The sequence below is a fragment of the Rhizobium sp. BK313 genome (assembly GCF_014193655.1).
Classification (GTDB): domain Bacteria; phylum Pseudomonadota; class Alphaproteobacteria; order Rhizobiales; family Rhizobiaceae; genus Rhizobium.
The window spans coordinates 776,384-798,034 of sequence record NZ_JACHZQ010000002.1 but is presented as its reverse complement, the minus strand read 5'-3'; the positions used below and the strand labels follow the sequence as shown (position 1 = coordinate 798,034).

The following is a 21,651-nucleotide window of genomic DNA, read 5'->3' as shown; positions in this document are numbered from 1 at the left end:
ATCAACCCATTGGCTCGGAGGATCAACAATGAGCACTCCCTATGTCGGAGAAATCCGGCTTTTTGGCTTTTCCCGAGTGCCAAACGGGTGGCTGCCCTGCGACAATTCTCTGCTGCCCATTTCCGAATATCAAGCATTGTACACGCTGATCGGGACGACGTATGGCGGCGATGGACAGACAACGTTTGCGACGCCCAATCTTTCCGGGCGCGTACCAATACACCAGGGTAGCGGCCTGGGCCTGTCGACATATGTCATTGGTCAGGCCGCAGGCAGCGAGAATGTCACGCTTCTGCCCACGCAAATGCCGCCACATTCGCATCCGTATCTTGCCACCAATGGTTTGGCGAATACCAAGTCGGTCGGATCGTCGGTCGAGCTCGGAGCAATCGCTGGCGACACGATGTATGCCACCGATGTAAGCGGGGCGACCGCGATCAAAACATCGCAAGCGTCCACCCAAATAAGCGGATCGACTGTTATGCATGACAATACGATGCCGACACTGACGGTGCAGTATTGCATCGCATGGGCCGGCATCTTTCCCACGCAGAGCTGAACCGCGGATCATCCAACAAGGACATTGCTATGACACAACCTTTTCTCGGCGAGATCCAACTGTTCGGTTTCAACTTTCCTCCCTATCAATGGGCATTCTGCAACGGTGCAACGCTTCCGATCCAACAGAACGCGGCACTTTTTTCCCTGCTTGGCACCCAGTATGGCGGTAACGGCACCAGCACATTCCAACTCCCAAACTTTACCAACCGTGCGGGCTGCAACCAAGGTCAGGGGGTAGGCTTGACGGCACATTCCATCGGGGAGCCTTTTGGCAACAACAGCATAACGCTGACCCAGGCGGAAATGCCGGCACACACGCATTCTTTGACCATCTATAGTCAAAGCGACACCTCCAAGCGCGCCGCTTCGCCAAGCGAAGGCAACGCCCTGAGCGTGCCGAGTTCGAGCAGTCCGTTTCTCCCCAGTGCCCAACCGAACACGCAGTTTGCACAGAACGTCATCGGCATTGCAGGCAGCGGCCAACCGCATGAAAACCGCCAGCCCTATCTGGCGGTCAACTTCAGTATTTCGCTGGCCGGCGTCTTTCCAGCCTTCGGTTGACGGTCATGACACAGACGGGCCAGTTGCCAAAGTTCCCTGCGCGAACGGTTGGCAACAGGCTGTTCGTCACAACATGTACCCTCCGGCCGGCGGGGCTGGATGACTTGACGTTTTTACGCCAGCTTTATCATTCGTTTCGCGCCGATGAACTGGCGCGGGTGCCGTGGCCGCCGCAAGACAAGCAGGCCTTTTTGAACCAGCAGTTTAATCTCCAGCATCGCTATTACATCGCCGCGTTCCCGCAAACGGACTTTCTGATCATTGAAAGGGAAGGCGTCCGCATCGGCCGCCTTTACATCGATCTTAGTGCGGATATCTGGCACATTATCGATATCGGTCTGCTGCCCGAATGGCGCAATCGGGGAATAGGACTGGCACTTTTGAATGATATAAAGGCGGCGGCAATGGCTGGGCAAAATCCAGGCATCATACTGCATGTCGATAAAGCCAATGGACGTGCGCGGAAGCTCTATCAGGCGTCGGGATTTGAGGTCGCCGGAGCTACCGAAACTCACATACGCATGCAATGGTTATCATACGAGGCCATGCCGAAACCCGCCGACGGGCGCTCAGGCGTCAATTGAAGATAGCCTGATAGATGATGCCGTGCTGATCCCTGGCGACTGGCACTAGGAAGATATCGAGGATCCCCAGTGTAGCGTTGTTCAATTTGTAAATCTGTTGTGGCAGTAAAACCTTTGATCCGCTGCGGAACAGCAGCGAAAACGGCGCTCTCGTCATTCCTGGGAAGCCCCGTTCGGGCAAGGGCCGCGCCTCGGTCAGGGTAAAAACAAGCGACCCTGTCCCCATATCGATTTCGAACCCTTCCCCGACACAGCGGGTGAAATGATCCAGCGTTGCAATCCCCATCCCGCCCCCAATGTTGTTCGCGCCGTAATTGCAGAGGCTATTTCTCTACGCCTTTAATTGAAGTTTATCAAGAGATTAGAGGGAAGCAAGCAGTTCCTGCCCAAGACTTGTTTTTCATGAGGATGCGTTCAAAACTTCTTGCGTTTCGCTAAAGATAAATTCGCCCGCGCGACAGAAGACTGGCCCCCGACTATAGGAGCCCGCGGAGGCATTTCCCCAAAGATATCGGCAACTCTCGGAAGACGCTCCCAGTCGTTCACGTGCTTGCTTACACATCCGCCGTCCCTCTCACGCTCAACCCTGAAAGAGAATGGTTAGGACTTCGTCATCAATGCGGCGCGTCAACTGCGAATGATTGCACCGTTGCTAAAGCCAGAGGAGGCCATTTTCCCCGGATGCCCTTGCCTCGATCTCACGCTTCCATCGTCAACCTGACCAAATATCCACTCAAAATGATCGCCTTGAAAGGGTTCGAACCCTAAGCCGGTCATTTAGCCTTCTTCGCCGACCGCCCAGGACAGCATCTGTTCGAACAGCGCCTTGTAGCCGTTCCAGGCGATGAACTCGGGCGGCAGCCAATGCGGACCGACATCCGATGTCCAGGCGACGGTGCGACCCGCTCCGTAGGTGCCTGTCACCAGCAGGGGCAAGGAGCCGTAGTCGGATGAGACGGTCGCCAGCACCGTTGCATCCGGCTTCGCCGTCACCTCGTTAAAGCCGAGCAGCACGGGCCACGCTGTTCCAAGACCACGCAAGATGGGATGTGTGCTTTCGCCGCTGACGACAGGGGCAAAGCCTTCCGGCACCTCGACGCGATCGTCGATGGAGAGACACGTCACCGGCAGGACATCTTCGACAGGCGTCTTTCGATAACGTGCGCCGCCATTGATGCCCTGAAAACTGTAATAGCCGCCGAACATCAGAAGACCGCCGCCATTGCCGACATAGTCGCGCAACAGGCGCAGCCGGTTCGGCGTCGTCTTCGAGTGGATCCAGGTATCGGGATGCAGAAGCAGCGTATTGGCGCCGATATCCGACAGCACCACGGCATCAAAGATCGACAAGGCCTCGATCGTTTGCGGGAAATCTCGCTGCGCTTCGTGCGACGGCATGAAGGTGACGTCGAAGGCGCTTTCCTTTAACGCCGACAGCAGCTCGTCTGCACCGGTATGGTAGGTGACGGTCGGAAACTGATCGAAGCCCTTGATGTGCGTGGCGGTCGAAACCCAGGATTCCCCTGCAAGAAGAACTTTTTTCTTCGTCATAGTCATTCCTTCAAAAATCAGTCGCGTGGATCCAGACGATCCCGCAGGCCATCACCGAAGAGGTTGAAACCGAGAACGGTCAAGAAGATCGCGGCTCCTGGAAACCAGGCAAGCCATGTTGCCTGGTCGATGAAGCTGATTGCATCCTTGAGCATGTTGCCCCATGTCGGCGTCGGCGGCTGAACCCCCAAGCCGAGGAACGAAAGATAGGACTCCGTGATGATCGAGGAGGCTAGCATCAGGGAGGCCTGCACCAGCACAGGCGACAGCGTGTTCGGAAGTACGCAACGCAGCATGATAGTCATGTCGCCGAAACCGAGCGCCCGGTTTGCCTTCACGTAGTCCAGACGGCTGACGAGCATCGCTTGCGCCCGCGCCACCCGTGCGATAGTCGGCGTATTGATGACGGCGATCGCGATAATGGTATTGACCAAAGAGGCGCCGAGGGCCGCCGCAATCCCCAATGCCAGAAGAATGCCGGGAAAGGCCAGCAGGACGTCCATGCAGCGCATCAGCACCGCATCCGTTCTTTTGCCTCGATAGCCGGCGACAAGACCGATCGGCACACCCACGACAAGCGCGCAACCGACACTCGCCACGGCCACGAGCAGCGACACGCGGGCACCTGCGAGGATGCGGGACAGCACGTCCCGCCCGAGATCGTCGGTACCGAGAAGATGTGCGGATGACGGCGGCGCGAGCGTGGCCAGGAAGTCCGCCGTGTCAGGACCATAAGGAGACAGCATGGGGCCGAAGATGGCAGCGGCCACCAGAATGGCGACCAGGGCCATGCCCATGGCGCTGCGGCTGTCCTCGATCAGGCGACGCAGGAGGGAGGGCGAAGCGGCGGCGGAGCTCATAGGCGCCTCCTCAATCGCGGATCAAGCGTCGCATAGAGCAGATCCGTTATCAGGTTGATGACCACGAACAGGACAGCGGATGCAAGGATCGCGCCTTGGACAACCGGGAAATCCCGGGCGAAAATGGCGTCGACCGTCAGCTTGCCAATGCCCGGCCAGGCAAAGACCGTTTCGGTGACGACGACACCACCCATCAGTTGGCCGAGCTGCAAGCCGACAAGCGTGGTCACGGGAATGAGCGCATTGCGCAGAGCATGGCGCCAGATAACGCCGCGCCGGGGCAGACCCTTGGCGCGGGCAGTGCGGATATAGTCCGCATTCAAGACATCGAGCATCGCCGCACGGGTCATTCGCATCGTGGCGGCTGCCATGGCGACGCCGAGCGTGATCCCCGGCAGGGCGATATGTTGGATTGCTGCGACTGGGTCCTCAAGAAAGGGGACGTAGCCCGAGGATGGAAATATCTGCAGCCGGATCGACAGGAACAGTATGAGCAGGATGGCAAGCCAGAAGCTCGGCAGAGACAGGCCAGCCAAGGAAATCAGCGAAACGCTGTAGTCGGCAATGCTGTTGCGCTTTGATGCCGAGATGACGCCGGCGGGAATGGCAATGAGCAACGACACGATCAATGCCACAAGACCAAGCTCCATCGTCGGTATCAGCGCGGTCATCACCATGTTCAGCACCGGCCGTCCGGTCTGGATCGAACGCCCGAGATCGCCGGTCAGCAGATGGCCGAACCAGGAGATGAAGCGGATCGGCAAAGGCTGGTCGAGGGCGAACTTCGTCCTTAGTGCTGCTGCGGCCTGCGGATCGGCGTCCAGCCCGAGCATAGCGGTCACGGGATCGCCGGGGATCATGGCAAGCAGTGTAAAGGAAAGAACGCAGAGGCCGAACAGCACGGGAATGATGGACAGGATGCGAGACAGAAGCATTTTCATGTTCGCAGCCCCTCTGCATCACCGCTCCGTGCCTCGCGGTCGCGCGCCCGGCGGTAGGCCGCGACTCTAAGCGCCGCCGGCGTGTGCGCAGCGTTCGATTGCGCTTCGGCAAAAGGCGGAAGATCTCTGGCAAAGAGGCAGGCGGAGAGATGCCCCGGCACAACCGCGCTCAATGGCGGCTGGTCGCCCGCCGTGCACGAGGGCTGGGCATGCGGGCAGCGGCCGGCGAAGCGGCAACCCGGAGCGGGATTTGCCGGATCCGGCGGCTCGCCGGCGAGAAGCGCGTGCCCCTTGGCACCTACATCGATCCGTGGCGCTGCCGCAAGCAGAGCGCGCGTATACGGATGGTATGGATTGCCGAACAGCTCCGTTGTTACGGCCCGCTCGACCACCCTGCCCGCATACATGACCGCCACGTCATGGGCGAGATGCCGCACGACGGCCAGATCATGAGAAATGAAGATGAAGGCGACACCGGTATCGCGCTGCAGATCCTGCAGCAGATTGACGACTTGCGCCTGAACCGAAACGTCGAGTGCCGACACCGGCTCGTCGCAGATAATCAGATCCGGTTGCACTGAAAGTGCCCGCGCGATTGCAATGCGCTGCCGCTGGCCACCGCTGAACTGATGCGGAAAGCGCTCGAGCTGGGTTGCCGACAGACCGACCGCGTCCATCAGCTCCGCCGCACGCTTCAAGGCAGTCGCCCGGTCACAGAGCCCATGCAGCAGCATCGGCCGGACCAGCACATCGCGGATGCGCTCGCGCGGATCGAGCGACGCAAAAGGGTCCTGAAACACCACCTGCACGCGACGGCGAAAGCGACGAAGACCGGCGCGGTCGAGCGCCAATGCATCCTCCCCGTCCAGCAGGATATGGCCTGAATCGGCATCCTGAAGACGAAGAAGCAGGCTGCCGACAGTGCTTTTGCCGCAGCCGGATTCGCCCACGACCGCGAGCGTCTTGCCGCGGTCGACGCTGAGGCTGACACCATCGACTGCGCGAAAACGTGCCTGGTTTCCGCCACCCGAAACGGGAAAGGATTTGACGAGATCGTTTGCAATGAGAAGCGGCTTACTCATGCAAGGCCCTCCACCGGCGCGCGCCAGCAGGCGACATCATGGCGATCACCGACGGCGCGTAAGGGCGGCTGCTCTGAGCAGACCGCGTCGGCGAAGGGACAGCGCGGCGCGAAACGACAGCCCGCCGTTGCCTCCCAGGGCGGGGGCATACGCCCCGGAATTGGCTCCAGCCGTTCGGCATGTCCGTCGAGATGCGGCATCGCTGCGAGAAGAGCCAGCGTGTAGGGATGCTGGGCATCGGCAAAAAGCGTGGCGGCCGGCGCCCGCTCGACGATCCGGCCGGCATACATGACCGCGACGTCATCGGCGATTTCGGCGACGACACCGAGATTGTGGGTGATGAACAGGATGCCCATACCGGTACGGTCGCGCAGCTCTGCCAGCAAAGCGAGGATCTGCGCTTGAATGGTCACGTCCAACGCCGTCGTCGGCTCGTCGGCAATCAGCAGTGATGGCTCGCAGGCAAGCGCCATGGCGATCATCACGCGCTGGCGCATTCCGCCGGACAGTTCGTGCGGATAGGTATCGAGCCGCCGTTCTGCCGCGGGAATGTGAACCTGTTTAAGTGCCGCCAGCGCCTTTTGTCGCCCCGCCTGAGACGAGAGGCCTTGATGAAGCCTGACGGCTTCGGCGATCTGGTCGCCGATCGTGAAGACCGGATTGAGGCTTGTCATCGGCTCTTGAAAGATCATGGCCATCTTGCCGCCGCGCAGGCGCAGCATGTCGCGCTCACTGAGATCCGTCAGCTCTTCCCCTTCCAATCTGGCGTGATCCGCGGAGATCACGCAGATATCTTCGGAGATGAGCCGCATCAGCGACATGGCAAAAACGCTCTTGCCCGAGCCCGATTCACCGACGACACAAAGGATTCGACCGCGGTCGATCGTAACCGACAGCCTGTCGACGACGGTCACGCGGCGCCCGGCCGGCCCGAGGGCCACCGACATGGCCCCGATATCGAGAAGCGGGTTGGCGACATCAATCGTCATCTCAATGCCTTTCATTTCCCGAGAAAATGGCCGCGAGTTCCTGCCTGCTCGGCAAGGCGGCGTAGGCGCCCGCCCGTGTTGCCGTGATCGCCGCCGCCCGTTGGGCCAGATCGATCGCATTGTCGATCGTGCGACCGATCGTCAATGCTGCGGCGAGAACGCCGCAGAATGTATCGCCGCAGCCGGTGGTGTCCTTCACATCGACCGGCATCGCCCGGTAGTGCGCAATCGTCGTGCCCTGCCGCACCAGGCAGCCCTCCGCTCCGAGGGTAATGATAGCGATCGACACGCCTTGTTGCCGAAGCGCGGCAGCCGCGTTCGCGGGATCGGCCACACCTGTAATCGCCTCGGCCTCGCCCCTGTTCGCGACGACAATCGTCGAGAAGGGCAGAAGCGGTCCTACCTCCCACCATAGCGGCGCCGGATTGAGCAGCGTCGTGACGCCGCGATCCGAAGCAGCCTTGAGGGCTGCAAGCGTTGCTTCCTGTGTAAGGTTTCCTTGAAGGACGATAACATCGCCGGCTTCCGCAGTGACGGCGAAGTCTGTCGCTGCGGAAGCAGAAAACGACGTCGCACAGGGACCGCCGCTGACAATGCTGTTTTCGCCATCCGGCATCACCATCAGCAGGGAGAAATCGCTGGGGTGATCCAGGGGAGCTGGATCGAACTCAAGCGACGCCTCGACCGAAAGCGCCGACCGGATTTCTTCTGCCTGCGCATCCCGCCCAACCGGAGCATGGAATCGCGTCAGGATACCCGTTCTAGCGGCGGTCACGGCTTGATTGAGTCCCTTGCCGCCCGGCGCTTGACTGACACCGTCGCCAAGCAGGGTCTCGCCGCGCTCGGGCAAGCGCGGGACGGCGAGGCTGATATCAAGGCCGGCATTGCCGAGAACGAGGACGCGAGCCATGACGCTATCAGCTCCTGGCTTTGTTCACGGCCTGCATGAAGATGTTCATGCGCTCGGGATCAACCGGATTCCACCACACGCCGTCACGCTTCAGATAGCTTGCGACGATCACGGCATCGGCAACCGTGAAGATATCGCCGATATTGTCCGGGGTAACGCCGGAGCCGACGATGACGGGAAGCGCAGTGCCTGCAGCGATCGTCTGCAGTTCTTCCATCGTGGCGGAGTCACCCGTGCGCTGACCGGTCGCAATCGCCGCATCGGCATCGAAGAACTCGTTGTCGCGCGCCAGCTCCTGAATGGTGCGGTCGCCTGTTATGGCGTGGGCGCCGTGCTTCACATGGACGTCGGCAAAAACGCGCACCGATTTGGCGCGCAGCCAGGCGCGATACCGCATAGCCTCGCCTGCCGGACCGTCCATCAGGCCTTCATTGGCGACATAGGCATTGGACCACTGGTTGACACGCACGAAGGCGGCACCAGCCGCCTTGGCGACGGCGAGCGCCTGAACGGCACCATTGGCGAGAACGTTGACGCCAACGGGCAGACCGCTCTGGCGACGTACGGCATCGGTCATGACCGCCATGCAGGCCGCGGTCTCCGGGCCGAGACGATCTGGCTTGGCAAAGGGGATATCGCCGTGGTTTTCGACGATCAAGCCGTCGGCGCCGCCGTCTCGGTAACGTCCGGCTTCGGCGATGGCGAAATCAACGATCTCGTCCATTGGCTGCCCGTCATAGTCCGGCGAGCCAGGAAGCGGAAGAGAGTGGATGACGGCGATGATCGCCTTGCGCCGGCCGAAAATCTGTTCGATCGCATTCGGCTTCTGACGGAATACGGCCTTTGCCCGTGGTGTTTCGCTCATGATGTCTGCCCTTTTGAAAGCTTATCTGTTCTTCTTGTGCCGTCGCGACGCGATGAAGCGCGACGCGGCGACGGTTCTTGATGTGCGGTCTTGCCCCACCCTTGAAATCAATGCTCCAGCCAGGCGTCGCCGAGGCGGAATGCATTGTCCGGATAGGGTGTCCAATGAAGTTTCTTCGATGCGCCTTGCAGCGTCGAGTCAAAGTGCAGGAACAGCATCGGCGCATCATCGGAAATCATCTGCTGTGCCTGCCGGTACATTTTTGCACGATCGTTCTGACTGGAACTGGCTCGTGCCTTGCGCAACAGGTCATCGACCTCACCACTGTCGTAGCCGGCAAAATTGTTCTGCCCGGTCTTGGTGAAGTAATTGAACATGTTGCCGTCCGGATCCGGCCTGCCGCTCCAGGGGGAGTAACAGATATCGAAGTCACGCTTCTGCAACACGGTGATCAGGCTGGTGGCATCGACCTGTTTGACCGAGACCTTGAAGCCGGCTTCCTGAGCCTGAGCCTGGATGATCTGGGCGATGCGAAGCTGCAGCGGCGAGGCCACGACCGTGATTGAGAAAGCCACGCCATCGGCATGACCGGCCTCGGCGAGCAGCTGCTTGGCCTTGGCAATATCGCGCTTGTAAGGCTTGAAACTTGGATCGAAGGCCCAGCTCACCGGTGGCGGGATCGGTCCATAGGAAGGAGCCCCGGTATTGAAGAAGGCGACCTTGTTCACGACATCCCTGTCGACGGAATACATCAGCGCCTGGCGAACTTTCTTGTCATTGAATGGCGCGCGGGTGGTGTTGAGCGAGAAGGCATTGAATCCGAGACCGGCGAGATCGGCAACATCGACGCCGCCGCCGGCCTTGGCCGATGCGATGCTCTGTGGCGGAACGGTATCGGTCAGTTGCACATCGCCGCTCTTCAGACTTGCCGTGCGTAGCGTCTCGTCCGGCAGCGGCCTGATGACGATCTTGTCGAGCGGCGGCTTGCCCTTGAAGTAGCCGTCGAAGGCCGAAAGCACGAGCTGGCCGTTCTTGGTCCAGCTATCAACCTTGAACGGCCCCGCTCCGACACCCTTGGCGGCGAAATCAGCCCCAAGCTTCTGCAATGCCGTCGGCGAGGCGAACAGACCGGCGCGATTGGTCATGACCAGCGGAAACTGCGCGTAGGGCTGGGTGAATTTGACGGTGAAGCTCAACGGTCCCGTGACATCGACCGAGGATACCGGGCCGAGATCGCCTCGGCGCGGCGAACCGACCTTCGGGTCAAGCATGCGGTCGAGATTGAATTTCGCCGCCGCTGCGTCGTAGGGTGTCCCGTCCTGGAAGGTGACGCCTGGCTTTATGTCGAAACTGTAGGTGAGGTCATCCACCTGCCTGTAGCTCGCGATACCGGGAACGACCTTCAAATCGGGCGTCATCGTCAGCAGCGGCTCATAGACGAGGTACTGAGCATAAAGCTCGAAATAGGAGGCGAAGAATGCGGGGTCGAGCGTGACCGGATCCGAGACGACACCAATATTCAGCGTCCCACCCTTTTGCGGCGCAGTCTCGGCGGACGCAGCAAGCGGCAGAAGCGGAAGGCATAATGCGGTTAAGGCAAAGAGCGAAGCTCTGAACTTTTTCAATTGCTTGTTCCTTCTCTGGTTGTTTTTTGCTTTATTCTTATTGACAAATTTTCGGCACAACGCTCCCTCGGCAGGATTGCTCCCACCGCGACAGGACGTATTCACACTGGTCGGATCCGTCAGGTGCGGCTTACAGTCGAAAGCCACCTGCCGGCTTAACTCACGACAATCCGCCGTGAGGCATTATCTGGTCGAACGGCGGAACGCCGTCATTGCTGCGCCAGCTTCACATGGAAGCTATAGCGATCGGCAAGGTAGTGCAGGACAACATGCTCGACGGGCTGCTTGCCGGCCGCCCAGGATGTCCTGTGACAGACAAGCACGGCAGCCGGCTGCCTGACGCCGAGGTCGCGCGCGGTCTGCGCATCGGCAAGCGCGCCTTCGATACGCTCGTCGCCCCCCGCAAAGAAAACGCCGGCGTTGCGAAGCCACGTGTAGAGCGAGCCGCGATCCAGCTCATCAATGCTCGGCATGCCCGACGCATCGAAGAGCGACGGCAGAAGATAAGTCATCGAGGTCGCCATCGGCGTGCCGTCCGCCAGGAGAACGCGGTCGATTTCAACCACATTGGCATTAGATTCGATCTTCAGTTCCGTCGCCACTGTCGGACCGGCCGGGGCCAGCCTGATCGACTTTGTCCGGTACGTCGGCTTCAATCCGCGTAATCGCATGTCTTCCGAGAACGACGACAATCTGTTCAAGGAGCGCTCCACGCGCGGCTCGATCACGATTGAGCCAAGGCCGGAACGGCGCTTGATCAGGCCCTCGGTCTCGAGATGATCGAGGGCAGCGCGCGAAGTGCTGCGGCTGACGCCGAAGCGCTTGTTGATCTCGGCTTCGCCGGGCAGCGCGTCGCCCGGCTTGAAGGTGCCATCCTCAATTGCCCTGCGCAGGCGGTCCGCGATCTGCGACCACATCGGCAACGGGCCTTCATCCAAATTCACGTCATCCCATCTCATGAGAAAAGAGTATAACGTCATGACATTTAAATCAAGCTATTTTCTGGGCATAAATTTCGTTGCCTGAAAATTAATCCTCATCGAGCCAGGGCTGATTTCCAAACGCATGTGGCCGCTCCGATATCGGAACGGCCACCTCAAATCGAAGCCTTAGGGCGATCGATCCTACATGCAGTCGGCCTTGTATTCATACTTCTCGGCCGTTGCCGTATCGCCAGCCTTGATGCTGACGATGTCGGTCATCGTCGTCTTCGGCAGGGTTTCACCCTTGATCAGCTTGGCTGCCACTTCCATGGCGACCTCGCCTTCCTGCTTCGGATCCTGGGCAATCAACGCATGGATCTGGCCGTTCTTGAACGCGTTGACCTCGGCCGTTGCGGCATCATAGGCGATGACCTTGATCTTGCCGGCCACACCCGCCTGCTTGAGGCCGGTAATGGCGCCGATGGCACCTTGATCGTTGGTGGAGAAGATGCCGGCAAGATCTGGATGCGCCGACAGCGCCGAGGTGACGATTTCCGCAGCCTTCTGCGGGTCATCGCTCTGATACTGCGGCCCAAGATATTCGATGCCGGCATAGCTCTTGATCTGCTCTTCGAAGCCGGTGACGCGGGCATCCTGTGCTGCAGAACCCGGCGGCTGGGTGATGACGAGAACCTTGCCCTTGCCGCCGAGCAGGTCGTTCATGTCCGTCGCGGCCATTTTGCCGCCGGCCTCGTTGTCCGTCAGGATCTGTGTTTGGACAAAGGATGTATCGTTGATCGTCTGATCGACGGTGACGACCTTTGTGCCCATGTCGGAGAGCTGCTTCATCGGCGCGACCAGCGCCTGCGTGTCGGTCGGCACGATGGCGGCAACGGCAGGCTTGGTGGCGGTCACGGCATTGACGACCGGGATCTGGCTGTCGGCAGCAAACTGATCCGGAGCGGACACCGTCAGGGTAAGGCCGAGTTCCTTGGCCTTTGCCTGCGCGCCGCATTGCAGTGCCTGATAGAAGGGGCTGCCCTTCACACCGAGCACCAGCGCGACGTTGCCGCCGGACTGAGCATGGGCCTCCGCGGCGACTAGGAGCGGCAGAATGGAAATGGCGGAAAGAAGCGTTCTCGTTTTCATTGTCTGTTCCTCTGGTTGGTTTTTCTCTGGTATTTTCTCAGCCGCGTTCTTGTGCGCGGCGTTTGAGCTGGTCGACCCATACGGCGAAGATCAGGACAGCGCCCATGGCAACTGTCTGCCAAAAGGGTGGGATGCCGAGGATAACGAAGCCGTTGAGTAGGATGATCGGAATGAAGACGCCGATGACCGTGCCGGCGATACTGCCAAGACCGCCGAAGAGGCTGGTGCCGCCAAGGACGACGGCGGAGATGGTCGTCAGGTTGTCCATGGCATGCCCGCCGATGGTCGTCGTCGAGAAGCGGGCATTCGACATCACCGCCGCAAGGCCAGCCAGCATGCCCGAGATCATGTAGATCCGGATAAGCTGCGCCTTGATATTGATCCCCGATCGGCGCGCAGCCTCGGCATTCGAGCCGATCGCGAAGATGCGCAGGCCGAAGCGCGTCAAATGTAGCACGATGGCGGCGATCACGGTCGCGACGATGGCAATAAACACGAGGCTGGGGATGCCGAGGATGGAACCGCCGCCGATTTCGGAAACCAGCAGCTCCGGCATGGCGCGGACATCGATGCCGCCGGTAATGATCTGCGCGAAGCCGAGCGACATGCCGAGCGTTCCAAGCGTGACGATCAGCGCAGGAATCCGCGCGAAAGAGACAAGCCAGCCGTTGATGGCACCCCAAATCCCGCCGGCGGCCAGCGAAACCAAGGTTCCGATCGCGATGATCCCCCAGCCCGCATCCGTTGTGCCAAAGGTGCTGCCGGGATCGCCCGATAACCACAGCATCGCTTTTGCCGAAACAACCGAGCAGAAGACCAGCACGGCGCCGATCGACAGGTCGATGCCGGCGGCAATAATGACGTAGGTCTGGCCAATCGACAGGACCAGCAAAATGGCCGCGTTGATCGCGAGCTGGGAGAGATTGTAGGAAGAGCTGAACTGTGCTGGACGCAGCACCGAGAAGATGACGACCAGCGCGATAAGCAACAGGAATATCCATCCGCCGCCAAGGATCCGTGCTACACGCTCCCGCGCCGTTTCCATCTCAGCCTCGGGGAGACCGTCCTTTTCCGCTGCAACGCTCATTGGGCGTCCTTCCCTGACTTTGCTACGCCGCTGGTCATGGCGGCGACAAGGCTTTCGACACTTGCCTCTCCGGCCTTGAATTCCGCCACGTTCTGCCCGAGGCGCAGCACGACGATGCGGTCGGCGATCTCAAGCACCTGCGGCATATTGTGACTGATCAACACCACGGAAATTCCAGCATTCTTGACCTGCCGGATGAGTTCCAGCACACGCTCCGTCTGGACAACGCCGAGCGCCGCCGTCGGCTCGTCCATGAAGATCACCTTGTCGGCCCACATCGCCGCACGCGCTATGGCAACCGACTGCCTCTGACCGCCCGACAGCGATGAAACCGGGACTTTGGCGGAGCGCAGCTTCACGCCGAGCCGGGCGAATTGCTCGGCCGCACGGCGGCGCATTTCCGCGCGATCCAGAATGCCAAACCGTCCGAGCAGGCCGGGCCGGAGCATTTCGCTACCGAGAAACAGGTTATCGGAAGGTGTCAGTTCGGGCGCCAGCGCCAAGTCCTGGTAGACGGTGGCGATACCGTGCTGCTGAGCCTGCCCCGGAGAGGAGAAAGAGACGCGCTTGCCAGCAATGCTGAGCTCTCCCTTGGTCGGCTTTTCCGCTCCCGACAATATCTTCACCAGCGTCGACTTGCCGGCGCCGTTGTCGCCGATCAGGGCACAGATTTCCGCTGGATAAACGGCGAAATCGATGCCTTTCAGCACATGAGCATGGCCGAAGCGCTTGTGAATATCCGATGCTGCCAGAAGCGGTACCGTCATGAGTGGCCTTCCTCCAGGGCGATGCCGACATTGTTGGAGAAGGCGAAGAGCTCGTTGTAGCCCGCCGACGTCAGCCGCGCCCAGTGATCGAAGGCGGCCTCGGGGCTTGCAAATTGCCAGATGTCGACGGTCTGGAAATCGTGCTGGCCGCGAACGTGGTAGCTGCCGACGCGGGTGGCGCCGGCGTCGATCGATGCCTTTTCGACCAACGCCCAGCCTGCCTTCTTTTCAGCCTGCTGCTCGGCGGTCAACCTGTACCAATGGGGCCGCGGGCGCGAATAGTGAATCCAGATGCTTTCGGACATGGCGAAACCTTATGCTGCAATGAGCTCGTGAAGCGGACGGACGCGACCCATGAAGTGGCGCGAGGTGGTGAAGATGAAATCGGCAACATCTTCGTGGCCGGTGATGGCTTGATCGATCGCCTCTGGCGAGACCGCCTCCCAGGCGCCGAGATGATGCCAGCCATGTGCCCAGTCCAGGCGGTGACGGCCGGCGATATTGATGTCGAGCGCCAGGTCGCCCTTGAAGGCGATATCGCATTCCAGGTCATATTCAGCACGCTGCTCTGGGGTGGCGGCCGACCAGGCATCGTTCCATTCCCAGAGTGCCAGGAAGCCCCACGGACGCTCGATCTCGCCGCCGGTGCCTTTGACGGGCGCGAACTCACGCGGCCCGATCAGCCATTCGGTCGCAAACAGCCGCGCCCATCCGGCCCTCTCCAGCCGCACCGTTCCTTCAATAGCCGCGGAAATCGTCGGCGCCTCGAAGACACCGGCAACATCGACAGAGTGGGTGAAGCCGGTATCGAGCGCTGCCGCCTGGTTGTTTGCCGCCGGATCGAACATCGAACGGATGGACAGCAGCCAGCCCTCTTTCTTGAGTTCGTCGAGCACGGCGGCGATCGCAGCCTGTTCCTTCGCGCCGAAAATATCCGACACGCCGCCCTCGCGTTTTGCCAGGAACATCACGACGCAACGCTCGGATGTTCCCGCAGACGAAAAGACATCGGTTTCACCTGTCAGAAGGGTCATTTGGTCCTCATTTTTGAAACGGCATTCATCAGCGTTTCGACGCGATGCGGATCGACCGGGTTCCACCAGCGGCCGTCTTTTTTCAGCCACTGGCCGACGATGGCGCCGTCAGCGACCTTGAAGAGGTCAGGCACCTGCTCCGGCGCGAGGCCCGAACCGACGACGATCGGCAGGTTGGTGCCGGCGCGAACCTCTTCGACTTCGCGGGGTTCGGTCGGCGAGCCGGTGCGTGTGCCGGTCGCAATGAGCACATCGGCATCGAACCATTCCGCATCGGTCGCCTGTTCGGCGATGCTCCGGTCGGCCGTGATGGCATGCGCGCCAAACTTTACGTGAACGTCGGCAAAGATCGCCACATCGCGCGCGCCTATCATAGAGCGGTAGCGCATGGCTGCCGGCGCCGGGCCGTTCAGGAAACCTTCATTGGCAACATAGGCATTGACCCACTGATTGACGCGCACCCAGCGCGCGCCTACGGCTTTGGCAATGGCGAGGGCCGGGATCGCGCCGTTGGCAACACAGGTGATGCCGATCGGCACGTCAACTGCGGAGCGGACCTCGAGGCAGGCCGCCGTCAGCGCCGCAACCGTTTCTGGGCCGATATCGTCCGGCCGTGCAAAGGGCAGATCGCTGGCATTCTCGACAATTATACCGTCAATGCCGCCGCTTGCCAGCGTGCGGGCATCCTCGACTGCGGCAGCATAGATTTCCCGCACATCCTGGCCGTCATAGCGAGGGGCGCCGGGAAGCGGTTTCAGGTGGATGACGCCAATCACCGGCTTTTTCACCGGGAAAAGTTTTTCGAGCGTGTTTCCCTTGTCGGGCAATACCTTGGGGGCGGTCATGCTTCCTCATTTTTGGTTTTGGGCACCGGTAATCCTTGGTTTAGGACGGCTGCCACTTCAGTTTGGTTTGGGTAGGAATCCTGTGCGCCAAGTGCCTGGCAGCTGAGCGTCGCAGCAACCACGGCCGCCTTCAGAGCAGCTTCCGCCGTCAGGCCGGCGATGGTTTCGCCGATGAACCAGCCCGCCAGGCAATCACCGGCGCCTGTGGTATCGATGACACTCGCAAGCTTTGGGGCGGAAACGTCGAATATCTGGTCGGCGGCGTTGAATTGTGCGCCGATTGGCCCCAAGGTCCGAATGACGGCCTTTGCACCGAGAGCGAGCAGCATGGCGACGGGATCGCCCCCAATTGCCGCTGCTGCCCGGTCATTGCAGAAAATGACGGAAGCGCCGTCGATCATCTCCACCAGCGTCTGAATGCCGGAGGGGAACGATGCCGGTTCCAGATCCAGCGACCATGAAACACCGGCATGGCGGCATTTTTCCACAAGCAGCCGGGCGGCATCACCATAGACTGCCGTGTGAACCCAGCCGATGTCGGCAAGATCCACGCGCTCTATCGCAGCATGCCCAGGATACATCGAGACGCCTGGATCGAGCAGCAGCCGCTTCTCGCCGTGCGGCTCGATGATAACCACAACACGGCAGGTTCGCCCAGGCACGGTGTCGAACTCCACATCGACACCTCGTTCTCGCAATCCGGTTGCGGCGACATCGGCGGCCGCGTCGTCCCCCATCTGCAACAAGGCCTTGACGGAAGCGCCTGTACGCGCGCAAGCCACAGCGGCGTTTGCGACAACGCCTCCCGGCGCCTCGGACGCGTGATCGACGTGAACCTTTTCATCGGGTGCGGGCAGGTGATCCGCAACCATCGTCAGGTCCAGGCTCACATCCCCTACAAACAGCGCGATCTTACTCATTCGCGCACCAAATCGATGGTAAAGCGATAACGATCAGCGCGGTAGTAGACGACGGCATATTCGATCGGGCGCTGGTCCTGTCCATGCGAGCGCCGGCGTGCGACGAGCACCGCCGAACCGAGAGGCACATCGAGCTGCTGCGAAAGGCGCGGATCGGTGACGGCAGCCTCGATCATCTCAGTTCCGGCGACGATGCGCGCGGCGAGATTTGTTTCGAGCCAGTCGTAAAGCGATCGGTTATCAAGGTCCGTGGCATTGGGAACTGCGGCACTACCGAGAATGTCCGGATTGATCCACGAATGAGACATGCCCATCGGGAGACCGTCCGCCTTCAACAATCGCGTAATATGGACGGCCTTGCGGCCCTCTTCGATGTTTAATGCTGAGGCGACCTCGGAAGGTGCGGCATCCATCGCGACACGATAAGTCGCATAGCTGGCACTCAAGCCACGCTGTCGCATGTCCTCCGCAAAGCTCGAAAGACGGCTCAGCGGCTGTTCGACTTTCGGATCGAGAACGACGGACCCTTTTCCAGCCCGACGCAGGATCAGACCCTCCTGCTCCAGCCGGTCCAGAGCCGCTCGTGCCGTTGTCCGGCTGACGCCGAACGCCTCGTTCAACTGGGCCTCCGACGGCAGGACATCTCCTGCCTTGAACTCGCCATGCTCGATAGCGCGCCGAAGGCGATCTGAGATTTGCCACCAGAGGGGTAGCGGCCCGGGAGAAAGTTCGTTGTCGTTCCACATATTGTCATGACAATCAAATGTCATGACAGGTGTCAAGTGTATTTTCTCGATCGGTGTCGCTTGGCAGCCAATCGTGAGGACCTAATTGCACTCGATATCGGGCTGACCCGCCGTAAGCTGAGCGCCCAACAGGCTTATTGCTGGGCATCGCCAGCGCCGTAGTGCCGCCGCATCATCCCGGGGCCTTCATTGCGCTTTCCGAGCAGATTGTCACCGGCGTACCCGCCTGAGCAACCATGGCGCGAAATCCGCCATGCATGCAATGAAGGCACCCTCCATCGCGGAGCTCGCCCCACCCGAATGGCAGGAGAGGAACTTCCTCAAGCGGGCCGGTGATTGACCCTATCTCTGCCCATGCAATTTGTGATCGTAAAAAAGCAGGACGCTGCTGACGGTGGCGGCAAAAACAACCAGGATAAGCGTGATCGCCATGATCAGATCGATATTGTGTAAGCCGATTGCATTCATCAAAAGGAAACCGAGTCCGCTCTGGGACGCGAACATTTCACCAAGCAGTGTACCGATGAGTGTCAGCGAAAAGCCCACACGAAGGCCGGTGAATATTTCCGGCAGGGCAGCGGGAAACAGGATCGTGCGCACCATGTCGGCCTGGCTGAGCTGCATTACCTTGCCCGTCTTGATCAGCACCGGACGAACATTGCGAACGGCGTTCATGGTGAAAAGCGCGATCGGGATAATGCCGTGGATCGTGCCGAACGCCACCTTCGCCGATATTCCAAGCCCGAAAATCAGAAGCAGTATCGGATAAAGCGTGATCTTGGGGATCGAATAGAATGCAACGAGGATGGGTTCGAAGGTCTGTGCGGCCGAACGGCTGTAGCCCAGGGTAAACCCGATCGTCAGGCCCGAGACGATTGCCAGGATCAAGGCCATCACGAAGGCGCGCATGGTTTCCCACAGATGCGGCCAGATCATGTCGCCGACGAGCAGCGTGCCGACATAGCTCAGCGTTTGTGCCGGCGAGCGCAGCGCAATATCACCGACATCCCAGTAAAGCAGCTGCCAGCAGATGAGGACGAGCAGAATGAGGATTGCGGCATTTCGGAGTGCCGTTTGCGAACCAGACATTATCCCTGTCCTCTCCGCCGCATGAGCCGTTTCTCCCAATAGGCAAGGATGGTGTTCACGCTGATCGAAACGAACAGGATCAGGATGATCAACGGGTACATGGTGGCGTTATCGAAATTGTTGTAGGCAAAGCTGATTTCATATCCCATGCCGCCGCGCGACATGATGAACTCGGCACCGATGATGCCAATCAGCGAATAGGCGACCGCGAGTTTGGCGCCGGTCAGAACATAGGGTGCCGCGGACGGCAGCATGATTTTTGCCGCGGTCTCGACCGGTCCCATGTGATTGACCCTCGCCGTCTTGAGAAGGACGCGGGGTACACGATCCAGGCCATTCAATGTGTTCACGATGACCGCCACCACCGCCAGCATGAAGCCCAGCAATATCTGCGGTGCATCTCCGAGGCCCAGAACGATGATGAGCAATGGATAGAAGGCAAAAACGGGAATGGCATAATAGGTCGCGAACAGGGGATCGAGCACATCGCGCGCCAAGCGGAACCGGTAGAGAACGACCGCGGTCATGACGCCGACAACGAGCGCCAGCACAAAGGCAATTGCAGCGTTGGACAGCGTTTTCGCGATCGCCGCGTTGAGACTGCCAGATGACAGCATGGCGAATAGATCCATGATCATGCGATGCGGCGCCTGCATCGTTATGACGTCGATCGTCCCCGTCAGGCACAGGACTTCGAGCAGGGCAACGAAACCGAGGATGATCACCAGACGATAGATCGCGGGGCGGCTCATCATGCAGCTCCCGCCTTCCCCATGGACTTCATCGACTCTGTTCGCAGCGACCGCCAAAGCCGCGCCGTGATCTCGCCGAAGCGGTTGTCCTCGACGATGCGACTGTCGCGATCCTTGGGCCAACCGGTTTCCACGATATCGAGCAGCCTACCCGGCCGTGCCGACATCACACCGATACGGTCGGCAAGCATCGCCGCCTCGTCCAAGGCATGGGTGATGAGAAAGACGGTGGCGCCGGTGTGCCGCCAAAGACGCAGGAGCTCGTCGCCCATCAGCAAGCGGGTCTGCTGATCGAGCGCTCCGAAGGGTTCGTCGAGGAGGATTAGACGCGGTTGGGTAACCAGCGTGCGCGCTATGCAGACGCGCTGACGCATGCCGCCGGAGAGCTGCGCGGGGTAGCTCTCGGCAAAAGCGGACAGGCCCATCATGTTAAGGGCGCGCGAAACGCGCCCTTCCCTTTCTTCCCGGCTGAGCTTCGTTCGACGCAATCCGAATTCGATATTGTTCCGCACGGTCATCCAGGGGAAGGATGCATCCTCCTGGAAGACCACGCCGACGCCATCGGGGATGCGATTGCCGATGGCATTGCCTTCGAATTCGACGCTGCCCTTGCTTGCCGTCGTCAATCCGGCGATCAGTTCGAGCATGGTCGACTTGCCGCATCCGGAGGGTCCTACGACCGCAAAGAATTCACCTTTGCGCAAATCGAGGTCGATCGGCCCCATTGCATGCACGATTTCCTTGCTGCCCGGGCGTTGGAATGATTTCTCCGCCGCCCGAAGCGTGACATGTGCTGCTGATGTCATTGGATGCCCTTGATATCGTCCGGCAGGAAGCTGGTATCGATCATTTTCGCCACGTCGGCATCGCCCGAGATCGCCCCTACCGACTTTTGCAGTTCGATCATGCGCTGCAGACCTGCCATGTGCACGGTACCCGGTCCCCAATAGGGCATGCCCTGGGTTCTGCTGGTCGTCAGGTTGGTAACGGCGGCACGACCGACTGCAGGATCGAGATTATAGGCCTTGGCGACGATATCGCCTGCCTCGTCCGGATGCTGGATCATGAAGTCCACTGCCTTGCGGCGTGCACGAATGACGGCGCGAATGAAATCGCCCTTTGCCTTGGCCTGGGATTGCGAGACGACGCCGACAACGTTTTCAAGTGGCGGCAGGATATCGGTCGCTTTGGCGATAGGCCGATACTTATCCTTGAATTTCGACCAAAGCGGTTCCGGAATGGGCGCGATGTCGACGAGGTCGGTGTCAAGGGCGGCAACGCCTTCACCAAACCCACCGGTCTTCACGAGTTCCGCATCTTCGGTCTTGAGGCCACCGGACTGCAGCAGAAGCGTCGCAAGCGCCTGGCTGGTCGAACGCGGGTTGGTATAGGCGATCTTCTTGCCCTTCAGATCCTTGACGGTCTTGATCGGCGAGTCCGGCTTTACCGCCCAGACGAATTCGGCAACCGTGCTGACATTGTCGCTGACGATCTTGATGTCGGCGCCCTTCTGGATCGCAGCCACAACGACGCTGGGATTGACTTCGCCGTAGGGCACGTCGCCGGCCAGCATGTTGCGAAGTGTGGTACCACCGCCGTCGGATGTTACGATACCGGTGACGTTCGCGCCTTCATCCTTGAAATAACCTTTGGCCATGGCGACTGCGAACGGCATGCCGTTGGCGGAAACGCCGTAATTGCTGACGACCAGCTGCTCAGCGCCTGCAGGTGCGGCGAGCATCAGGCCGGCGACCACAGCGATCGCCGAGCGCGACAGACATTGAAAATTCAAACTTGGCATGCACTTTCC

The 21,651-nt window shown here is 60.2% G+C and carries 25 protein-coding genes; 3 read left to right on the top strand and 22 right to left on the bottom strand.

What is annotated here, in order from left to right:
• Positions 1–28 precede the first annotated feature (28 nt).
• Genes FHT86_RS15985 through FHT86_RS15975 form a run of 3 tightly spaced genes read left to right on the top strand, consistent with a single transcriptional unit; the run spans position 29 to position 1,706 of the window.
• On the top strand, positions 29–559 hold the full coding sequence (locus FHT86_RS15985) for a phage tail protein (RefSeq protein ID WP_133707764.1): 531 nt from the start codon (positions 29–31) through the stop codon (positions 557–559).
• On the top strand, positions 529–1,122 hold the full coding sequence (locus FHT86_RS15980) for a phage tail protein (protein WP_208116662.1): 594 nt from the start codon (positions 529–531) through the stop codon (positions 1,120–1,122). Before FHT86_RS15985 ends, FHT86_RS15980 begins: the two co-directional genes overlap by 31 nt.
• Before the next feature lie 5 nt (positions 1,123–1,127).
• Positions 1,128–1,706, top strand: a complete 579-nt coding sequence (locus FHT86_RS15975) for a GNAT family N-acetyltransferase (RefSeq protein WP_133707762.1) — start codon at positions 1,128–1,130, stop codon at positions 1,704–1,706.
• Here FHT86_RS15975 and FHT86_RS15970 read toward each other — a convergent pair.
• The 22 genes from FHT86_RS15970 to FHT86_RS15865 form a co-directional block, all read right to left on the bottom strand.
• Positions 1,699–1,992, bottom strand: a complete 294-nt coding sequence (locus tag FHT86_RS15970) for a DUF6916 family protein (RefSeq protein WP_133707761.1) — start codon at positions 1,990–1,992, stop codon at positions 1,699–1,701. The genes FHT86_RS15975 and FHT86_RS15970 overlap by 8 nt on opposite strands.
• A 491-nt stretch (positions 1,993–2,483) precedes the next feature.
• Complete coding sequence (locus FHT86_RS15965; protein WP_133707760.1) at positions 2,484–3,257, bottom strand: glutamine amidotransferase; 774 nt, start codon at positions 3,255–3,257, stop codon at positions 2,484–2,486.
• A 17-nt stretch (positions 3,258–3,274) separates the two neighbouring features.
• The gene (locus FHT86_RS15960) at positions 3,275–4,117 is read right to left on the bottom strand and encodes an ABC transporter permease (RefSeq protein ID WP_133707759.1); all 843 of its coding nucleotides are present in this window, start codon (positions 4,115–4,117) and stop codon (positions 3,275–3,277) included.
• Positions 4,114–5,058, bottom strand: a complete 945-nt coding sequence (locus FHT86_RS15955; protein WP_133707758.1) for an ABC transporter permease — start codon at positions 5,056–5,058, stop codon at positions 4,114–4,116. Before FHT86_RS15955 ends, FHT86_RS15960 begins: the two co-directional genes overlap by 4 nt.
• Entirely contained in the window at positions 5,055–6,140 is a 1,086-nt protein-coding gene (locus FHT86_RS15950; protein ID WP_133707757.1) for an ABC transporter ATP-binding protein, read from the bottom strand. Before FHT86_RS15950 ends, FHT86_RS15955 begins: the two co-directional genes overlap by 4 nt.
• Positions 6,137–7,129, bottom strand: coding sequence for an ABC transporter ATP-binding protein (locus FHT86_RS15945; protein ID WP_133707756.1), 993 nt, complete (start codon positions 7,127–7,129; stop codon positions 6,137–6,139). Before FHT86_RS15945 ends, FHT86_RS15950 begins: the two co-directional genes overlap by 4 nt.
• Position 7,130: 1 nt before the next feature.
• Positions 7,131–8,039: a PfkB family carbohydrate kinase gene (locus tag FHT86_RS15940; protein ID WP_133707755.1), complete on the bottom strand. Its 909-nt coding sequence runs from the start codon at positions 8,037–8,039 to the stop codon at positions 7,131–7,133.
• Positions 8,040–8,046: 7 nt separating this feature from the next.
• Entirely contained in the window at positions 8,047–8,904 is an 858-nt protein-coding gene (locus FHT86_RS15935) for a BtpA/SgcQ family protein (RefSeq protein ID WP_133707754.1), read from the bottom strand.
• A 107-nt stretch (positions 8,905–9,011) separates the two neighbouring features.
• The gene (locus FHT86_RS15930; RefSeq protein ID WP_133707753.1) at positions 9,012–10,529 is read right to left on the bottom strand and encodes an ABC transporter substrate-binding protein; all 1,518 of its coding nucleotides are present in this window, start codon (positions 10,527–10,529) and stop codon (positions 9,012–9,014) included.
• A gap of 209 nt (positions 10,530–10,738) precedes the next feature.
• Complete coding sequence (locus FHT86_RS15925; RefSeq protein ID WP_166656833.1) at positions 10,739–11,473, bottom strand: GntR family transcriptional regulator; 735 nt, start codon at positions 11,471–11,473, stop codon at positions 10,739–10,741.
• A gap of 180 nt (positions 11,474–11,653) precedes the next feature.
• Positions 11,654–12,601 carry an ABC transporter substrate-binding protein gene (locus FHT86_RS15920; protein WP_133707751.1) on the bottom strand — a complete coding sequence of 316 codons (948 nt, stop codon included), beginning with the start codon at positions 12,599–12,601 and terminating at the stop codon, positions 11,654–11,656.
• Positions 12,602–12,638: 37 nt separating this feature from the next.
• The gene (locus FHT86_RS15915; protein ID WP_208116661.1) at positions 12,639–13,688 is read right to left on the bottom strand and encodes an ABC transporter permease; all 1,050 of its coding nucleotides are present in this window, start codon (positions 13,686–13,688) and stop codon (positions 12,639–12,641) included.
• A complete protein-coding gene (locus tag FHT86_RS15910) occupies positions 13,685–14,455 on the bottom strand; it encodes an ATP-binding cassette domain-containing protein (RefSeq protein ID WP_133707750.1) in 771 nt (256 codons plus the stop codon). Before FHT86_RS15910 ends, FHT86_RS15915 begins: the two co-directional genes overlap by 4 nt.
• Entirely contained in the window at positions 14,452–14,760 is a 309-nt protein-coding gene (locus tag FHT86_RS15905; RefSeq protein WP_133707749.1) for a hypothetical protein, read from the bottom strand. Before FHT86_RS15905 ends, FHT86_RS15910 begins: the two co-directional genes overlap by 4 nt.
• A gap of 9 nt (positions 14,761–14,769) precedes the next feature.
• Entirely contained in the window at positions 14,770–15,489 is a 720-nt protein-coding gene (locus FHT86_RS15900) for a hypothetical protein (RefSeq protein ID WP_133707748.1), read from the bottom strand.
• On the bottom strand, positions 15,486–16,334 hold the full coding sequence (locus FHT86_RS15895; RefSeq protein ID WP_133707747.1) for a BtpA/SgcQ family protein: 849 nt from the start codon (positions 16,332–16,334) through the stop codon (positions 15,486–15,488). Before FHT86_RS15895 ends, FHT86_RS15900 begins: the two co-directional genes overlap by 4 nt.
• Positions 16,331–17,254, bottom strand: coding sequence for a carbohydrate kinase family protein (locus FHT86_RS15890; RefSeq protein ID WP_133707746.1), 924 nt, complete (start codon positions 17,252–17,254; stop codon positions 16,331–16,333). Before FHT86_RS15890 ends, FHT86_RS15895 begins: the two co-directional genes overlap by 4 nt.
• Positions 17,251–18,024 (bottom strand): GntR family transcriptional regulator, encoded by a 774-nt coding sequence (locus tag FHT86_RS15885; RefSeq protein ID WP_133707745.1) that lies wholly within the window; start codon positions 18,022–18,024, stop codon positions 17,251–17,253. The genes FHT86_RS15890 and FHT86_RS15885 overlap by 4 nt, the downstream gene beginning before the upstream one ends.
• Positions 18,025–18,342: 318 nt before the next feature.
• Positions 18,343–19,089: an ABC transporter permease gene (locus tag FHT86_RS15880; RefSeq protein ID WP_133707744.1), complete on the bottom strand. Its 747-nt coding sequence runs from the start codon at positions 19,087–19,089 to the stop codon at positions 18,343–18,345.
• Positions 19,089–19,841 (bottom strand): ABC transporter permease, encoded by a 753-nt coding sequence (locus tag FHT86_RS15875; RefSeq protein WP_133707743.1) that lies wholly within the window; start codon positions 19,839–19,841, stop codon positions 19,089–19,091. The genes FHT86_RS15880 and FHT86_RS15875 overlap by 1 nt, the downstream gene beginning before the upstream one ends.
• Positions 19,841–20,647 carry an ABC transporter ATP-binding protein gene (locus FHT86_RS15870; RefSeq protein WP_133707742.1) on the bottom strand — a complete coding sequence of 269 codons (807 nt, stop codon included), beginning with the start codon at positions 20,645–20,647 and terminating at the stop codon, positions 19,841–19,843. Before FHT86_RS15870 ends, FHT86_RS15875 begins: the two co-directional genes overlap by 1 nt.
• Positions 20,644–21,642 (bottom strand): ABC transporter substrate-binding protein, encoded by a 999-nt coding sequence (locus tag FHT86_RS15865; protein WP_166656832.1) that lies wholly within the window; start codon positions 21,640–21,642, stop codon positions 20,644–20,646. Before FHT86_RS15865 ends, FHT86_RS15870 begins: the two co-directional genes overlap by 4 nt.
• Positions 21,643–21,651 lie beyond the last annotated feature (9 nt).

Excerpts from the sequence above, each read along its gene's own strand:
- FHT86_RS15890 (WP_133707746.1), bottom strand. The coding sequence starts at position 17,254 with ATGAGTAAGATCGCGCTGTTTGTAGGGGATGTGAGCCTGGACCTGACG.
- FHT86_RS15905 (WP_133707749.1), bottom strand. The coding sequence starts at position 14,760 with ATGTCCGAAAGCATCTGGATTCACTATTCGCGCCCGCGGCCCCATTGG.
- FHT86_RS15970 (WP_133707761.1), bottom strand. The coding sequence starts at position 1,992 with ATGGGGATTGCAACGCTGGATCATTTCACCCGCTGTGTCGGGGAAGGG.
- FHT86_RS15965 (WP_133707760.1), bottom strand. The coding sequence starts at position 3,257 with ATGACGAAGAAAAAAGTTCTTCTTGCAGGGGAATCCTGGGTTTCGACC.
- FHT86_RS15875 (WP_133707743.1), bottom strand. The coding sequence starts at position 19,841 with ATGAGCCGCCCCGCGATCTATCGTCTGGTGATCATCCTCGGTTTCGTT.
- FHT86_RS15910 (WP_133707750.1), bottom strand. The coding sequence starts at position 14,455 with ATGACGGTACCGCTTCTGGCAGCATCGGATATTCACAAGCGCTTCGGC.
- FHT86_RS15870 (WP_133707742.1), bottom strand. The coding sequence starts at position 20,647 with ATGACATCAGCAGCACATGTCACGCTTCGGGCGGCGGAGAAATCATTC.
- FHT86_RS15940 (WP_133707755.1), bottom strand. The coding sequence starts at position 8,039 with ATGGCTCGCGTCCTCGTTCTCGGCAATGCCGGCCTTGATATCAGCCTC.
- FHT86_RS15985 (WP_133707764.1), top strand. The coding sequence starts at position 29 with ATGAGCACTCCCTATGTCGGAGAAATCCGGCTTTTTGGCTTTTCCCGA.
- FHT86_RS15960 (WP_133707759.1), bottom strand. The coding sequence starts at position 4,117 with ATGAGCTCCGCCGCCGCTTCGCCCTCCCTCCTGCGTCGCCTGATCGAG.
- FHT86_RS15935 (WP_133707754.1), bottom strand. The coding sequence starts at position 8,904 with ATGAGCGAAACACCACGGGCAAAGGCCGTATTCCGTCAGAAGCCGAAT.
- FHT86_RS15895 (WP_133707747.1), bottom strand. The coding sequence starts at position 16,334 with ATGACCGCCCCCAAGGTATTGCCCGACAAGGGAAACACGCTCGAAAAA.
- FHT86_RS15950 (WP_133707757.1), bottom strand. The coding sequence starts at position 6,140 with ATGAGTAAGCCGCTTCTCATTGCAAACGATCTCGTCAAATCCTTTCCC.
- FHT86_RS15900 (WP_133707748.1), bottom strand. The coding sequence starts at position 15,489 with ATGACCCTTCTGACAGGTGAAACCGATGTCTTTTCGTCTGCGGGAACA.
- FHT86_RS15920 (WP_133707751.1), bottom strand. The coding sequence starts at position 12,601 with ATGAAAACGAGAACGCTTCTTTCCGCCATTTCCATTCTGCCGCTCCTA.
- FHT86_RS15915 (WP_208116661.1), bottom strand. The coding sequence starts at position 13,688 with ATGAGCGTTGCAGCGGAAAAGGACGGTCTCCCCGAGGCTGAGATGGAA.
- FHT86_RS15945 (WP_133707756.1), bottom strand. The coding sequence starts at position 7,129 with ATGACGATTGATGTCGCCAACCCGCTTCTCGATATCGGGGCCATGTCG.
- FHT86_RS15975 (WP_133707762.1), top strand. The coding sequence starts at position 1,128 with ATGACACAGACGGGCCAGTTGCCAAAGTTCCCTGCGCGAACGGTTGGC.
- FHT86_RS15880 (WP_133707744.1), bottom strand. The coding sequence starts at position 19,089 with ATGTCTGGTTCGCAAACGGCACTCCGAAATGCCGCAATCCTCATTCTG.
- FHT86_RS15885 (WP_133707745.1), bottom strand. The coding sequence starts at position 18,024 with ATGACATTTGATTGTCATGACAATATGTGGAACGACAACGAACTTTCT.
- FHT86_RS15865 (WP_166656832.1), bottom strand. The coding sequence starts at position 21,642 with ATGCCAAGTTTGAATTTTCAATGTCTGTCGCGCTCGGCGATCGCTGTG.
- FHT86_RS15980 (WP_208116662.1), top strand. The coding sequence starts at position 529 with ATGGGCCGGCATCTTTCCCACGCAGAGCTGAACCGCGGATCATCCAAC.
- FHT86_RS15955 (WP_133707758.1), bottom strand. The coding sequence starts at position 5,058 with ATGAAAATGCTTCTGTCTCGCATCCTGTCCATCATTCCCGTGCTGTTC.